This window comes from Dialister succinatiphilus YIT 11850 (assembly GCF_000242435.1).
GTDB lineage: Bacteria > Bacillota > Negativicutes > Veillonellales > Dialisteraceae > Dialister > Dialister succinatiphilus.
The window spans coordinates 272,849-287,176 of sequence record NZ_JH591188.1 but is presented as its reverse complement, the minus strand read 5'-3'; the positions used below and the strand labels follow the sequence as shown (position 1 = coordinate 287,176).

Here is a 14,328-nt window from a genome sequence, read left to right as displayed (position 1 = left end):
GAAGCGGGGTGAGCGTTTGCGTCAATTTGTTCCTTGCAGACCTATAATAAGGCGTCTGCCGCCCAATGTCTAACTATCCGAGGAGAAATCAATCATTTCTTCACAGCCCCTTTTTCCTTTTCATTCATCACAAAAACTCCTGATTCGTCCCATGCTGATGCGCGGTAGGGCCTCAAGGTTACCTTCTTCAGTGAATCGGCCAGGGGTAGCCGCTGAGACGGAATGCCTGTGTCGTCAAAGAAGAAAAAGTACGCTATATTGCCACCAGGATGTCTAGCAGGTCATCTTCAGGAGTTTTTATAGAGTTTTTCGGCGCGCCGGAGAGGTGAAATTCATGAAGGCTCCGTTCCTTACTTTCCCGCTTCCATGGATAGAGCGCTTCGCGGGATGATGAAGGACTTTTGCCAGGCCTTTTCGCCTCTCTGCTTATATAATCCGTGGGTGGGACAAGTTATCTCATTTTAGTGAAAAGTGTTCACAAGGGTTCAGAGAGTTCAAAGGATGGTGCAAAGAGCATATGGCTCACTATCTCCTGCCCCCATTCCTCATTTCCCCTTGAGGGACGCAAGGGTTTGAGCCGTTCCCCTTTTATTCATACTGGCGCCGCAGGCGCCCACCTTCATTTACCATTTACAATTTACCATTTACAATTTTCCCTATGTGTTCCCCGCCTCCCAAGACTCCACAGAAAGCGGCACAAAAAAGAAGCCCTCTTTCGAGAGCTTCTTCTTTGTTTATGAAACTATATTCTCTTTTCTTTTCAGAAATTAGAATTTGTAGTTCAGGGAAACGGTCCAAGCGTCATCCGGATCGGAGCCCTTATCAAGGTCCGCACCGAATGCATATTCAGCGTGGAGGTTTACGTTCTTCAGGAGTGTTACATCGCCGATAACATTCCAGAACTTCAGTTCATTATCACCTTTGTTAGCAGCAATTCCATCAAGAATGTTGGTGCTGAGGCCAGAGCCACCGAGGTAAGTAGCAGAACCGATATCATTGTACCAAACTCCCAGACCGAAGGTGCCAGGTTTCTTCCAGTTCAGGGTTGAATACTGGAGGCCAACATTCCAAGCATCATCGTTAGAGTAGTCAGTGGTGGTATTCTTTACATATTCGCCCTGAAGGTTCCAAGCCTTGCCGAATGGAATAGCAAGGTCGACACCGTAGAGTTCATCATTCAGTTTGTCATTGTTGTTTTCAAACTTCAGATAATCAGCAGTCAGTTTAGCGAAGTTGAAGTCATAACCAGCCTTTACATACAGAGCTTCCTGATCATCAATCAGAGCGTTTGCATCTGTCTTGGTAATCTCGCCATTATCATCAATTGTGTAAGTAGTATTGCTGTTGTAGTTGGTCTGGAAACGGCCAAAGCCTACAGCTGCGTTGAACTTATTAGCACCATAGGACAGTTCAGCGCCGTCGAAGTCATGGGAGTCGCCGAAACGCCAGCTTCCCTGGTTGCCAAAGTTGTTTGCATAACGGCCAAGGGTTACAGCAACGTCTTTGCCAAACTGATGTTTAACATTGAGGATATCCATGTACACGCCATTGTCGTCGTCGCCAAAACTTGCGCTGTCATCGCCATCTTTAATGGTGACTTTGCCGGCATTGTTGCCATCGTTGCCTTTGAAGTTCATGTTGTAGGTGAGACGGCCATTGATGGTGGTGGAGTCATTAACCTGACCCTTAACGTTGATTCTCATACGGCCATCCCATCCATCAGCTTTGTCATAGCTGTTGTCTTTATAACGCATACGAGCATCGCCGGACCAGTAGAGGTTGCCGACTTTCTTTTCCAGGTTGGAAACGCGAACGCCCAGGTTAGCCAGTTCGTCAGCGTATTCGCCAGCCAGTTTGTCGAGGGTTGCACGCTGTTCAGCGTTCAGCTGGTCTTCTTTTGCCATGAGGCGGGCAATGATCTGAGCCAGTTCATAACGGGTAATGTTTCTTTCGCCTTTGAAGGTGCCGTCCGGATAGCCTTCTACAACGCCCTGGTCGGAGAGGTCGGATACTGCCTGGTAAGCCCAGTCATCGGTGGAAACATCGGAGAATGGATTTGCGGCGAATGCGGATACGCCAGCGGTGAGTGCAGCTGCAGCTGCGATTGCGAGAATCTTTTTCATAGTTCTTCGCTCCTTTGAAATAAACAATAGAGAAAACCGAGCCCTTTTGTTGTTCAGGAGTTCAGATGAAAAGCGTCTGCGCGAGTGACCGTGTTTCCTCTGCCTGCTTTTTTCTCTTACTATCCTTCCACCATGGAAGAGGGGCCGCTCTTCCGTGGCTGTATCTACGGTACCATTTCCGAAAAAATGCCGCAATAACCGGACTCCGCTCTATGGTATGCCTCTATGTACCTCACTCTAAGTATCTGTTTTTCCCCTGTTTTTCCGTATTTCCTGCTGGATATAAAAAATGGCTCCCGGTCAATATAAAAAAATTTTATCTGGTTTCTCCGAGTCCGCAGCTAAAATATTACGCTCTTCTTTATAAATTTCATAAATAGCATACTCTATTACCCCCCCCCCGATGTACTATTGACATGTTCTCTGCTCTATGGGCTATACTTAGGTCACTGTTGGAGGAGGGAACTGCGTCATGCGGTATCTCTGCCACAGTTTTTTTGTAAGAAAATGATGATCGAGGTAATCCTATGGCAGAGCGTTTATATACAATGAAGGACGTGGTGAATCTCACCGGCATTCCGGCCACCACGCTCCGCTTTTATGACAAGAAGGGACTGCTGCAGTTTGTAAGAAGGAGCGTAGGCGGCGTCCGTATCTTCACAGACCGGGACATCGCCCTGCTCCGGCTCATCCAGTTTTTCCGGAATGTGGATATGTCCATTCAGGAAATCAGCCATTTCCTCTCCCTCTACCTCCAGGGGCCGGCCACCCGCCCGCAGCGGGAGGTGCTCCTTCGGAGCCACGTGGAACAGCTGAAGGCCGATGTGAAGGATAAGGAGGACAAGCTGGCGGCGGCCTCCTACATGGATACCCTTCTTTCTGAAAAAGGAACGTTTCTGGACCAGGGCGACCTGCCGGCCATACTGCGGAAGAAAGATATCCCCCAGGATATGGTGAAGTTCTTCGACAGGAAGTAATGGGCCTCCTTTTGCGGCGCCGCAGAGTGGCATTTCAAAAAGAAGCAATTGACAGAAACGCTGCCCCCCGCCCCCGTCATTTCGACGAAAGCCGGTCAGCCGCCAATAGGAAAGCCTCTTATTGTGCAGGCTAGAGGCCAACTTCGGCTGACTTGGAGACTCTATGCAGAGTCTCCACAGAGTGGAGAAATCTCACTTCTCAATGGTACATGAAGCATTGAGGCAGGAAATCTCCGGGCTCAAAGTATCATCGGAGCGGTTCCTGTCTGCCCCTATACCGGCACGCAGCCCCGCTCGAGATGACGATGACGGCGGGCACCAGTGGACACGCCCTGCGGGCGTGAGGGTTCAGAGGGTTCATAAGGTTCAGAGGGTTCAAAGGATTGTGGTGGCGCCCTTCGGTGCACAGCGAACACATTTTGAAGGAGCGCTAGCGACGCGCAAAATGTAGTGAGTCGTTTCCCCTTTAGGGGGCGCAGATCACAAAAAGCCGGCCCGCGCCCTCCGTCATTTCGACGGTCGGCGCGGAGTGGAGAAATCTCCCCCTCTGATGGTCCGGGCAGCATTACGGCGGGAGATCTCTCGGCTCAGAGCTTCATCAGAGCCTGAAGTCTTTACCACCTATACCGGCACGTTCCTCCGCTCGGGATGGCCATGAGGAGAGTCATTTACTGTTATTGACCTGAATAAAGACATACAAAAAAGACCGGCCCTGGCCGGTCTTTTTTGTGCCTGTTTATCGGAGTTCGTAGTTGTAGTCTTCTTTGAGAATGTGGATGGCGCCCATGTCGCCTTTCATGGCGGCTTTGATGAGCCAGCTCATGGCGGCTTTTTCGTCTTTTTCTATGCCTTCCCCGTTGGCCAGGGCATAGCCGTAGTGGGCCATGGCGAAGGGGTCGCCTTTTTCTGCAGCTTTTTTGTAGAGTTTCACTGCTTCCTCAATGTCCTCCTCTACGCCGATGCCTGCTTCGTAGCAGAGGCCCAGGGCAGCCCAGGCAGCAGGGATGCTGTTTCGGGCAGCCCGTTTGTAGCATTCGAAGGCTTTCACAGCATGATCCTTGGTGCCGCTGTGCGTGAAGGCAAGGCCCAGGCGGAGGAAGGCTTCTTTATCGCCCAGAGCTTCTGCCTCTTCTGCCATGTGCCAGGCTTTGGCAGGGTCCACGCTGCCGGCGGCGCCGGTAATGTATTCGCCGCAGGCTACGGAAAGGAAGCCCCGGAGGGTCATGTCTCCGTCAGGATTTCCTTCGTCCCGGCCTTTCCGTATCCACATTTCAGCCGCAGCCAGGTCTTTCTGGGTGCTGGTGCCCTGGGCATAGAACATGCCGGTCATGAGCATGGCGCTGGTATCGCCTCTTTCTGCTGCCAAAAGGTAGTAGCGGAAGGCTCGGTCCTGGTTGACTTTGCCCATAATGCCTTCGTCGTAGATTTTGCCCAAAAGAGAGGCGGCTTCAGCGCTGCCTTCGTCGGAGCAGTGCTCCAGCATCCTCCTGGCCTTCCGGGGATTCGGTTTGTTGCCGTTAATGCCGCGGAGGTAGAGTTTGCCCAGCGCCAGGCCTGCTTCTTCGATGCCATAGTCCACGCTGATTTTGTAGCAGTTTTCTGCTTTGCTTTCGTCTTTGTCCAGGCCGTCGCCTTTTTCCCATTGGCGGCCCAGGACGAAGATTTCATAGGCTGCTTCCCTGGCACCCATATTGGCTGCTTTCCTGAAGTATGTGACTGCCTCATCCATATCCCCCATATGAAGGCAGTCCTGCCCCATGGAGTAGTAATATTCCATCATTCGATCAGATGCCATAATAGTCCTGCTCCTTTTTGGCGGCCCAGCCGCCGTTGAAATGTCTCCAGAAAGGCTTGGCCCGGGGCCAGGCAATGGAGATTATCTGAATTCTTTGCAGAGGTCTTCGAAGAGTGCTTCGGAAGGCTTTTCTACGTGGTCGATGAGCCGTACGTCTTTGGAGGGAACAATGTCTCCGAAGGGGACGCCTTCTTTTTCTTCATAAATGACGCCGGTGACAAGGCTGTCTGTTTCCGCCAGGAGGTGGAAGGCTTCGGCTTTACTGGAGGGGTCGTAGGTTTCACGGACATCGGAAATCTTTTTCAGGTGTTCGTTGTACCACTGGACGGTGTTCATGTGGTTGAAGGTGACGCAGGGGGTGAAGATGTTCACATAGGAGAATCCTTTGTGGTCCACTGCTTTTTCGATGATGTCCACCAGGTTTCTGCCGTCAATGGCATAAGCCTGGGCCACGAAGGTGGCGCCGGCGGCAATGGCCATGGCCGGTACGGCCAGCGGGGTCAGGGGGTTTCCGTCCGGCGTGGTTTTGGTGACGAAGCCTTTGGAGGAAGCCGGTGATGTCTGGCCTTTGGTGAGTCCGTAGACCTGGTTGTCGAAGACCAGGTAGGTAATGTCCATATTTCTCTTCATGGCATGCATGGCATGGCCAAGGCCGATGGCGTAGGAGTCGCCGTCGCCGGAGCATACGATGAGGTGGGTGTCTTTGTTGGCGCATTTGATGCCCTGGGCGAAGGGAAGGGCCCTGCCGTGGGTGGTGTGGGCGCCGTAGCAGTACTGGTAGCCGCCGATACGGGAGGAGCAGCCGATGCCGGAAATCAGGGTGATTTCTTCATTGGCCCAGCCTTTTTTAGCGCACACGGCGGAAATGGCATTCTGGATGCCGTAGTCGCCGCAGCCGGGGCACCAGTTTGGTACGATGGTATTTTTATAGTCTCTCGGTGAAGCCATAATCAGAAAACCTCCTTGGCTTTGTTCACAATGGTAGAAGTGGTAAAGGGTGTGCCGTCGTACTGGAGAAGGGACAGCAGTTTGTCATGACAGTCGAAGTGAATGGCAAAGAGTTCACGGAGCTGGGCTGTCAGGTCTTCTTCTACGATGAGAACTTTCTTTGCGCCTTCCACATAGGGACGGAGGGCTTCGGTGGGGAAGGGAGAAAGGAGACGGAGCTGGAGGTGGTTCACTTTCTTTCCTTCTGCTTCCAGTTCTTCCACCGCTTCTTCCAGGGCTCCATTGGTGGAGGTAATGCCGATGAGGAGAAGGTCAGTGTCTGTGTCTTCATGGGTTACATGGAAGGGTTTCACCGCCTGGGGAACGGCTGCAAATTTCCGGTGCCGTTTTTCCATTTCCATGACGCGGTCGGCCTGGCCTTCAGCAGGCTTGCCGAATACGTTGTGTTCCAGGCCTGTGGAAAGGAACATGCCGTTCTTCACGCCGGGAATGGTTCTTGGGGAAATGCCGTCTTCGCTGTCTTCAAAACGGTGGAAGTAGGCCTTCTTCTTTGTATCCAGTTCCGGCAGGCCTTCGGTGAGAAGTTTGCCGCGGTTGATGCCTACGCGGTTCAGGTCAAAGGCCGGTACGGACTGTTTGCACATACCGAACTGCAGGTCCGAGAGTACGATGACAGGGGTCTGGAATTCTTCAGCCAGGTTGAAGGCTTCCTGGGTAATATAGTAGCAGTCTTCAATGGAGGAAGCGGCCAGCACGATTTTTTCAGCATCGCCGTGGCCCGAGGCAATGGCATAGCGGATGTCGCTCTGTTCTACCTTGGTGGCCATGCCGGTGGATGGGCCGGCACGCATGACGTCGATGATGACTACCGGGATTTCTGCCATGGCTGCCATGGAAATGGATTCCGCCATGAGGGAGAGCCCGGGGCCGGAGGTGGCAGTGAAGGCACGGACACCGGCATAGCCGGCACCCATGGCCATCATGCAGGAGGACAGTTCATCTTCTGTCTGCACCACGGTGCCATGGATTTTATGAACCACTTTAATCATGTATTCCATGATTTCAGAAGCGGGGGTAATGGGGTAGGATGCCATGAAACGGGATCCCGCGGAAATGGCGCCCAGCGCAGCGGCTTCGTTGCCCAGAAGGTAGAGCTGGTCTTTTTTCGGCGGTGTCGCCAGCTTGCCCAGTTCTACGCCGTGCATGGCAGCAATGGCGGTATCATAGCCTTCCTTGAAGATTTCCTTGTTCTTCGTAATGATGTCTTCGCCCTTCTTGGCAAAGCGGTCTGCAATGAACCCGTAGAAGGGGTTTTCCGGGAATCCCAGCACGCCGGCGCTCATGCCCAGGGCTGCAATATTCTTCATCTGCAGGCTGCCGTACTTTTTGGCCAGTTCCGTAATAGGAAGAGCCAGCACGATGCGGCCGCTGTGGGCTTCAAATTTTGGATGGAAAGCATCGTCAGCAATGATGACACCCCCTTCCGGCACTTCTTTGCCGTGGAGATCGATAGTCTCCTGGTCCAGGGCTACCAGGCAGTCTACATGCTCGCCAATGGTAGCCACTTCCTTTGTGGCAATGCGAAGAGCAATGGTTGTATGACCGCCTTTAATGCGGGATGCAAAAAGACGCTGGCTGAAAAGGGAATATCCTTCCTGTGCCAGCACACGACCCAGGATTTCGCCACAGGACTCTACGCCCTGTCCCTGCTGTCCGCCCATTTTCCAAATAAAATCACGTTTCGTTTCCACTCCATCTGCCTCCTTGGTGATGAATCACGGGAAATGTTAAGAAATCTATATAGGTGAATCGCTTTTACACATACTCACACATTTTCATTATACCACTTAAGGCCCGAGAAATCTTGAAAAAAATGGAAATCGAGAGCGCAAAAAGAAGGGAAGGCACCATAAAAAAGAGCGCCCTTTGAAGGGCGTCCTCTTTTTCTTTGCTCTATTCTCCCATCACTGTCTTTTCCCGGGGCAGTTCCGCTTGGCCTGGAATTCGTCGGCCTCCAGGCGGTACACTTCACAGCCCTTCAGCATACCGTCGGTGATGGTCCAGTCTTTTCCTGAAATCTGCTTCATGAAGGATGTGAGGATTTCTTTCTTTTCTTCCTTCCCTTGGATGATGGAAATCCGGCCGCTGCCGATGATGCTCATGTAGGCATTAGTATAGAGGGCGGGGTTGGTATCATGGGGAATGACCTTTTCTCCTGTATCCATTTCAAAACCGGCGCGGCCGTCCTTTTCTATGAGTTCCCTTTTCAGTCCGGCCGTGGCGCCGTGGAAGAAGAGGGACAGTTTCCCTCCCTCATAGGTATAGGAATAATTCACCGGCACCACGTAAATCCGTCCTTCGTCATAAAGTCCCAGGTGCACGATGCCGCAGGCATCCAGGATGCGGCGTATCTCCCCTTCCTCTGTTACCAGTCTGTCTTTCCTTCGCATAGGTCGATGTTCCATTTCCATGGCAGTATCCTCCTTTTTATGTATTATACCCTATGAAGGCAGGGAGGGTCTCTATATTTCTATTTTCCTATCCTCTGCCATGTAGAGTTTCCTGTAGTAGAAGAGGACAGCTCCCATGCCCAGGTCCGTGAGCAGCCAGCTTACAGGGTAGACGGCCATCAAGGTATGGAAGGTGGGGCTCCACTGGAAGAATGTGGCCACATAGAGAATGCGGGAGCCGCAGATGATGATGGTCACCATGATGGCAGGCCCCAGGGATTTCCCAAAGCCCCGGAGGAAGCCGGATACCATTTCGATGATAAGGTCCAGCACTTCGGCGCCCAGAATATAGGCCAGCCGGATATAACCCAAGTCAATGACACCCCTGTCGGTGCTGAAAATGGAAAGGAGGGGCCTGCCCAGGAAAAGGATAAGGCCGCACACCGCCGCCATGGCACAAAAGCCCTGAAGGAAGGTGATGCGAAAGATTTTCCGGCAGTGGGAGAAGAGCCCGGCGCCGTAGTTCTGGCCGGTGAAGGTGGTGCAGGCCTGGCCGAAGGCATTGATGACGTAGTAGGCAATGATTTCCAGGTTGAAGGCTGCCGCCGAGGCGGCCATCACTTCTGTTCCCAGACTGTTGATGGCAGACTGGATGACAATGTTGGAAAGGCTGAAAACAGCACCCTGGACGCCGGCAGGCATGCCTACGGAGAGGATTTTCTTCAGCATGGACCAGTCGAAAGCCGCTTCCTTCAAGGACAGGTGGACAGAGAGGGATGTATGGGACAGAAGGGCAAGGAGCATGAAACTGCTCAGAAGGGTGGAGCATACGGTGGAGGCCGCTGCGCCGTCTGCATCCATGCCCATGCCCAGGACGAAGAACAGGCTGGATGCCACCTTCACCATGCCGGAAATGAAAAGGCACAGGAAGGGAGTCCTGGTATCTCCCTGGCTCCTGAAAATGGCGGAGGTAAAGTTGTACATCAGTATGCCCGGCAGGGCCAGGAATATGATGCGCAGGTAACGGAGGGACAAGGGCCGCACTTCTTCCGGTACGGAAAGAAGGTCCATCAGGGGCGATGCTGCCATTTCCCCTACTGCCATCATGATAAGGCCGCCGATGAGGGAAGAAAGAATGGCGGTGTGTACGGCCCTGGTCACGCCCTGCCGGTCCTTTCGGCCGGTGAGCTGGGAAATCACCACATTGGCGCCAAGGGAGATGCCGATGAAGAGAGTCACAATGATGCCTACCACGGGCCCATTGCTCCCCACGGCGGCCATGGCGCTTTTCCCTACAAAGCGGCCCATAATGAGGATGTCCGCTGCATTAAAAAGCTGCTGGCAGATGCCTGTCATAGCCAGCAGCAGCGCAAAGGACCAGGTCTTGTCTGCGATGGAGCCATGGATCATATCCATTTTCTTCATTGTCCTTCCCCCTTTGCCATCATATACATAAAGCGCCGGCTCTTCGCCGACGCCTTTATTATATCATCACAATCACGGAACCATGAAGGAGTAAGAAACTGTCTCCTTTTTGCAAATCATGATTTGACGCCTGCCCCGGCGCCCGGGAATCATGGTTTATGGCACTTCATAGACTTCCTTCACCAGTCGGAAGGCCGCCCAGGCTTTGGGCCAGCCGGCGTAGAAGGCCACCTGGGTCAGGGTGTCCGCCATTTCTTTCAGGGTGACTCCATTATTTTTGGCATTCTGGATGTGGTACTTGAGGGAAGAATCGGTGATGCCCTGGCTCACCAGGGATATGACCGTAATCAGGCAGCGCTGCTTCACAGACAGTGCGTCCTGCTTGTTCCATACTTCCCCGAAGAGAATGTCATCATTGTAGCGGGCAAAGTCGGGAGCCGTCTGTCCCAGCACGTCCCTGCCTGCGGTCTGTACGATTTTCTTTGTCACAGGTTCTCCTTTCGTCGCTTCTGCAGAAACTTCCATGCCGGCCATGACCATGATGGCAGCAATGAAAGCAGAAAGTACCTTTTTTCTATTCCATTTCATAATTTCTCAAATCCTTTTTCGTCCACCGGCTCAAGCCATTCATTGGATACCCCTTCTCCATCCCTGGAAAGGGAAATGTGCTGGAAATGACAGCCCGGAGCGGCGCCGTGCCAGTGTTTGACTTCCGGCGGGATGGTCACCACGTCGCCGGGATGAAGTTCCCGGGGCGCCTGCCCTTCATACTGCAGGTACCCCTTCCCCGATACCACAATCAGCACCTGGCTGGTGCCGTGATGGATGTGCCAGTGAGTGTGGGCGCCGTTTTCAAAGGTCACGTTGTACACGGGAATATCTTTGTCTTCAGACAGGCTGGCAAGCCAGCTTCTGCCGGTGAAAAAGCGGGCATACCCGTCGTTGGGGCTTCCTATTTCCATGACGGCGCCTTTTTCTTCCAGTGCTTTTCTGATTTCTTCCTTGTTCATGGGGTGCGTCTTTCTTATTTCTTCAACGAATGAATCCACCCGAGCACATCATCGGTTTTCCCGCCGCCGGTGAAGCATTCACCGGGAAGCCAGGTGCCTGTTTTGGCAGCCCGGGCCAGGTTTTCCCCGCTGTCTCCCAGGGGACTGCTGTAGGAGGTGGCAAAGGGAATCACTGTTTTGCCTTCAAAGCTGTGATGTTCCGTAAAGGTATATACAATGGCCGGCGCTTCGCCCCACCAGATGGGATATCCCAGGTACACGACCCGGTAATCATCCCAGTTGGCTGCATCGCCCGTATATTCCGGACGGATGGAGCTGTCTTTATGTTCCATGGACACCCGGCTGCTGCTGTTATTGTAGTCCAGATCCGCTTCCGTATAAGGCACCTTCGGCGTAATGGCAAAGAGATCACTGCCTGTCTCTTTGGCAATGGTTTCCGCCGCCTGCTTCGTATGGCCGCTGGCGGAATAGTACACCACAATGGACTTTCCCTGGGGCACGGCCGTTCCTGATGAACTGCCGCTCCCCTGAGAGGCGCCGCCGCAGGCGCTCATTGTCAAGGCCGCTGCTGCCACTGCCATTCCCATGACTGCTTTTTTCCACATAGTAAACCTCCTGTTTCAATTCACAACCCTTTTATTCCAGAGTAGTACTTTTACCCTTTCTCCTTATTATAGGAAAAGGCCTTCTTCCTATCCAATACCTTGTTTTTACAGAAATTTATGCCCCAAAGGCATGGATGTGACAAGATGGGCAGGAAACTTCCAGAGTGTGCCATCACTTCGCAGCCCCATGGAATTTCTCCCACCAAAAAAAGACCGTGAAGACATGCAAATCATTTCTTCACAGCCTTTTTTTCCATAACGGTTTTCTGATGGCAAGATGTAGGCCCATAGGTCATCTCGAGCGGAGAAACCTGCCGGTATGGGAGAAAGATCCGGGCTCTCGAGACTCTGAGCCGAGAGAACTCCTGCCGCTATGCTCCCTGTACCATGGGGCGTGAGATTTCTCCACTCCGCTTCGGTCGAAATGACGGGCGAAATCGTATCTGTGTCATTCATGTATTTCTTCACCGCCCCATCACCAGCTTAGGAGTCCCCTATTCCTTTCCCGTGATTTTCAGCCGGTCCTGTCTGGCGTAAAGGTATACATAGTAGAGGTCTCCATAGAAAGGATTCCTGAACTTTCTGGCCGCATCGTCTACTTCGATGATATGGCCTTTTTTCGTCACCATGCGGAAGGAAAGGAAGTCAATCTGTCCCGGATTATCCGTCCTGGAGAGCTGGCGGTGGAATTCTTTTTTCATGGGATCTCTGTCATCGGGATGGACCACAGAGAAGAAGGTGCCGCCGGTGTATTTCGTGAAGTCTTCGTAGTCGTCACATTCCAGAAGGTCCACCATCACCTTGTTGGCAAAGAGGATTTCTCCTTTTTTCGTGGCCTTCAGTACCAGAATGCCGCCGGGAAGATGGTCGGCCACATCGGTAAGGTTGAAACCGAACTGGGACCGTTTGTCAGTAACCGTAATGGAACCGTCAAACTGGCGCCAGCCGGCCTTGCCATTGAGCTTGGCTCCGTAAAGGGCATAGTCGGCGCGAATGCAGAGATTACCGTAGGAATCGCCCTGTTCCGGATAGGCAGCGCAGCCCAGGGAGGCATAAAATTTCACTTCCCTCTTCTCGGCCATGAAGGTATGGGGAGTCTGGGTAAAATCATCCATGGCTCTGGTAATGGAGCTCAAGTCCTCGTAGGGGCGGAAAAGAATGAATTCATCGCCGCCATTTCGGGTGATGATGGATTCTTCGCCGAAGGTTTCCCTCATATCCCGGACCAGCGTTTTCAGGGCTTCGTCGCCTACGCTGTGTCCGTACACATCGTTCACCAGCTTGAAGTTATCGATATCCAGAGCCAGCACCATCGCTTTCTGGCCGGCATGGGCCTTCATATAGTCCGCCACCGCCTCGTCGCCGCCTTTGCGGTTAAACACGCCGGTCAAAGGATCCCTGCCGCCGCTCCGCTTCAGGTCACCATTGGCCTTTTTCAGCACCCCATTTTTCCTGAGAAGGAAGGCAATGAGGGTGGTCAGGGAAAAGCCTGATATGGTGGCGAAGAAGAGAAGCAGCCAGTTAATGTGGCTCCCTGGGGCCGCAGCACAATGGACCACAGATCTCCGGCAATGATTCTTTCCGCATGGGGATTCCCCTGTTCCGTCATGCCCCGCTCCTTCACCAGATGCGGAGTATCTTCCCAGCCATAGCGGTGATAGAGGCTGAAGTCCAGCTGCTGGGCGCCCAGATTGGAAATATTGGCAGTGCTCATGACCCGGCGCTGCTCTACGGCCAGTATAATATAGCCCCAGAAGGATTCGTTGCCATTCTCGTCATGACGGTACACAGGGCGCAGAAAGGCCATCATTTTATAGGGAAGTCCCAGGTCCAGAGAGTCCACCAGCACCAGCCGGTGTTCCATGCGCGCCGTGTCCGCAGCCTTCTTCAAGGAACCTTCCAGGAAGCGGGGAAAATCCATCTTTCTCGTATCTTCCGCCGTAAACACCACCGGTTCTCCCTTTTCCGGCAGAATCTGGATGCTCCGGATCATGGGATTCATGGCCATCACCATGGCCGGTTCCTGGAGATGGGCCATGTAGTCTGCCGGGTCAGCCTCCAGCTCGGAGGCCATAATCTTGGTTACCACATCCTACCATTTCACCATGCCGTCTATGCCCTCCAGTCGATGGATGGCATAGGGCGTAAAGATTTCCCCTTCCTTCTGCTGGTGACTGATATAAAGAAAGCAGTCCAGGCCAAAGGTCAGCAAAAGGCCGGCTATCATAACGGGTAAGCTCAGTGATTTCACAATCCACCTGATTCTACACATCATCATACCGGCCTTTCATTAAAAACCAGGATACCTTCCTATTACGGTTCCATTATACACTTTTAAAAAAGGGAAACAAGCCGCATAAACTGCGAAAAAATACCGGACCCAGGTCCGGCATTTTCTCAGTCAGGGTTTTAAAATACTAGAAAAATCATTTACCAGCGTTCTTCAGGGCAATTCTCCAATCTCTGCCCTGCTGGTGCACGTCATTCACATCGGCTTTCTGCACAGCATCCTTATTGGATTCCACATCTGCCTTCTGCTGAGCCGAGAGGTGGATATCCTGGTTCTGATCCGGCTGGCCTTTCTTTTCAGCGTTATAAAGGGCAATGCGCCAGTCTCTTCCCGGATCTCCGGCGGCGGTGCCGTCAGCGGCCTGTACGCCCATGGAAATGCAGGACAATGCGATTCCTGCAGTTGCGAGAGCCATGGTAATTTTTTTCATTTCTATCTACTCCTTTCCTGCAGCCAATGAATTGGCTGTTTATGCCATTATATTACTTAAAGTAATTATTGTAAATAGAATTTCAAAGTTTTCTTCATCATACCTCTTTCCAGGAAGGAATGCTGTTCTTTAGAACATAAAAAAAGACTGTGAAGAATGGATCGCCCTTTCTTCACAGTTCCCTTATCTTCTGGAGCGGATGAAGGGAGTCGAACCCTCCTGTCCAGCTTGGGAAGCTGGCGTTCTACCGATGAACTACACCCGCATCAGTTACC

15 protein-coding genes and 1 tRNA gene are annotated in these 14,328 nt (G+C 52.5%); 1 reads left to right on the top strand and 15 read right to left on the bottom strand.

The annotated features are described in order from the left end of the window. Nucleotides 1-767: 767 nt before the first annotated feature. The gene (locus HMPREF9453_RS06665) at nt 768-2,123 is read right to left on the bottom strand and encodes an S-layer homology domain-containing protein (RefSeq protein ID WP_008859797.1); all 1,356 of its coding nucleotides are present in this window, start codon (nt 2,121-2,123) and stop codon (nt 768-770) included. Between the two features lie 527 nt (nt 2,124-2,650). Here HMPREF9453_RS06665 and HMPREF9453_RS06660 point away from each other — a divergent pair. Beyond that, nucleotides 2,651-3,100, top strand: coding sequence for a MerR family transcriptional regulator (locus tag HMPREF9453_RS06660; RefSeq protein ID WP_008859795.1), 450 nt, complete (start codon nt 2,651-2,653; stop codon nt 3,098-3,100). A gap of 736 nt (nt 3,101-3,836) precedes the next feature. On the opposite strand, the gene HMPREF9453_RS06650 is transcribed toward HMPREF9453_RS06660, so the two are convergent. The 14 genes from HMPREF9453_RS06650 to HMPREF9453_RS06595 all read right to left on the bottom strand — a co-directional run bounded on the left by HMPREF9453_RS06650 (nt 3,837) and on the right by HMPREF9453_RS06595 (nt 14,318). Then, nucleotides 3,837-4,895: a tetratricopeptide repeat protein gene (locus tag HMPREF9453_RS06650; protein WP_008859794.1), complete on the bottom strand. Its 1,059-nt coding sequence runs from the start codon at nt 4,893-4,895 to the stop codon at nt 3,837-3,839. A gap of 81 nt (nt 4,896-4,976) precedes the next feature. Further along, nucleotides 4,977-5,843, bottom strand: coding sequence for a 2-oxoacid:ferredoxin oxidoreductase subunit beta (locus tag HMPREF9453_RS06645; RefSeq protein ID WP_008859793.1), 867 nt, complete (start codon nt 5,841-5,843; stop codon nt 4,977-4,979). A gap of 2 nt (nt 5,844-5,845) precedes the next feature. Continuing rightward, complete coding sequence (locus tag HMPREF9453_RS06640; protein WP_008859792.1) at nt 5,846-7,594, bottom strand: 2-oxoacid:acceptor oxidoreductase subunit alpha; 1,749 nt, start codon at nt 7,592-7,594, stop codon at nt 5,846-5,848. A 213-nt stretch (nt 7,595-7,807) separates the two neighbouring features. Beyond that, nucleotides 7,808-8,314 (bottom strand): pyridoxamine 5'-phosphate oxidase family protein, encoded by a 507-nt coding sequence (locus HMPREF9453_RS06635; protein WP_008859791.1) that lies wholly within the window; start codon nt 8,312-8,314, stop codon nt 7,808-7,810. A 51-nt stretch (nt 8,315-8,365) separates the two neighbouring features. Next, nucleotides 8,366-9,718: an MATE family efflux transporter gene (locus HMPREF9453_RS06630; RefSeq protein WP_008859790.1), complete on the bottom strand. Its 1,353-nt coding sequence runs from the start codon at nt 9,716-9,718 to the stop codon at nt 8,366-8,368. Nucleotides 9,719-9,874: 156 nt separating this feature from the next. After that, complete coding sequence (locus tag HMPREF9453_RS06625; protein ID WP_008859789.1) at nt 9,875-10,306, bottom strand: carboxymuconolactone decarboxylase family protein; 432 nt, start codon at nt 10,304-10,306, stop codon at nt 9,875-9,877. Then, entirely contained in the window at nt 10,303-10,728 is a 426-nt protein-coding gene (locus HMPREF9453_RS06620) for a cupin domain-containing protein (protein ID WP_008859788.1), read from the bottom strand. Before HMPREF9453_RS06620 ends, HMPREF9453_RS06625 begins: the two co-directional genes overlap by 4 nt. Nucleotides 10,729-10,742: 14 nt before the next feature. Beyond that, complete coding sequence (locus HMPREF9453_RS06615) at nt 10,743-11,333, bottom strand: flavodoxin (RefSeq protein WP_008859787.1); 591 nt, start codon at nt 11,331-11,333, stop codon at nt 10,743-10,745. Nucleotides 11,334-11,438: 105 nt separating this feature from the next. Further along, nucleotides 11,439-11,789, bottom strand: coding sequence for a hypothetical protein (locus tag HMPREF9453_RS12100; protein WP_187368062.1), 351 nt, complete (start codon nt 11,787-11,789; stop codon nt 11,439-11,441). Nucleotides 11,790-11,827: 38 nt separating this feature from the next. After that, a complete protein-coding gene (locus HMPREF9453_RS06610; protein WP_008859786.1) occupies nt 11,828-12,775 on the bottom strand; it encodes a diguanylate cyclase in 948 nt (315 codons plus the stop codon). A gap of 35 nt (nt 12,776-12,810) precedes the next feature. Beyond that, the gene (locus HMPREF9453_RS12095; RefSeq protein WP_187368061.1) at nt 12,811-13,422 is read right to left on the bottom strand and encodes a hypothetical protein; all 612 of its coding nucleotides are present in this window, start codon (nt 13,420-13,422) and stop codon (nt 12,811-12,813) included. A 3-nt stretch (nt 13,423-13,425) separates the two neighbouring features. Continuing rightward, nucleotides 13,426-13,584 carry a hypothetical protein gene (locus tag HMPREF9453_RS11920; protein ID WP_156792544.1) on the bottom strand — a complete coding sequence of 53 codons (159 nt, stop codon included), beginning with the start codon at nt 13,582-13,584 and terminating at the stop codon, nt 13,426-13,428. 175 nt (nt 13,585-13,759) lie between these two features. Next, nucleotides 13,760-14,053: a hypothetical protein gene (locus tag HMPREF9453_RS06600; protein WP_008859783.1), complete on the bottom strand. Its 294-nt coding sequence runs from the start codon at nt 14,051-14,053 to the stop codon at nt 13,760-13,762. 191 nt (nt 14,054-14,244) lie between these two features. Further along, a tRNA-Gly gene (locus tag HMPREF9453_RS06595) sits at nt 14,245-14,318 on the bottom strand. Nucleotides 14,319-14,328 lie beyond the last annotated feature (10 nt).

What these genes read in the sequence shown, in the direction of transcription:
- HMPREF9453_RS06665 (WP_008859797.1), bottom strand. Translation starts at nt 2,123, where the DNA reads ATGAAAAAGATTCTCGCAATCGCAGCTGCAGCTGCACTCACCGCTGGC.
- HMPREF9453_RS06660 (WP_008859795.1), top strand. Translation starts at nt 2,651, where the DNA reads ATGGCAGAGCGTTTATATACAATGAAGGACGTGGTGAATCTCACCGGC.
- HMPREF9453_RS06650 (WP_008859794.1), bottom strand. Translation starts at nt 4,895, where the DNA reads ATGGCATCTGATCGAATGATGGAATATTACTACTCCATGGGGCAGGAC.
- HMPREF9453_RS06645 (WP_008859793.1), bottom strand. Translation starts at nt 5,843, where the DNA reads ATGGCTTCACCGAGAGACTATAAAAATACCATCGTACCAAACTGGTGC.
- HMPREF9453_RS06635 (WP_008859791.1), bottom strand. Translation starts at nt 8,314, where the DNA reads ATGGAAATGGAACATCGACCTATGCGAAGGAAAGACAGACTGGTAACA.
- HMPREF9453_RS06630 (WP_008859790.1), bottom strand. Translation starts at nt 9,718, where the DNA reads ATGAAGAAAATGGATATGATCCATGGCTCCATCGCAGACAAGACCTGG.
- HMPREF9453_RS06625 (WP_008859789.1), bottom strand. Translation starts at nt 10,306, where the DNA reads ATGAAATGGAATAGAAAAAAGGTACTTTCTGCTTTCATTGCTGCCATC.
- HMPREF9453_RS06620 (WP_008859788.1), bottom strand. Translation starts at nt 10,728, where the DNA reads ATGAACAAGGAAGAAATCAGAAAAGCACTGGAAGAAAAAGGCGCCGTC.
- HMPREF9453_RS06615 (WP_008859787.1), bottom strand. Translation starts at nt 11,333, where the DNA reads ATGTGGAAAAAAGCAGTCATGGGAATGGCAGTGGCAGCAGCGGCCTTG.
- HMPREF9453_RS12100 (WP_187368062.1), bottom strand. Translation starts at nt 11,789, where the DNA reads ATGAATGACACAGATACGATTTCGCCCGTCATTTCGACCGAAGCGGAG.
- HMPREF9453_RS06600 (WP_008859783.1), bottom strand. Translation starts at nt 14,053, where the DNA reads ATGAAAAAAATTACCATGGCTCTCGCAACTGCAGGAATCGCATTGTCC.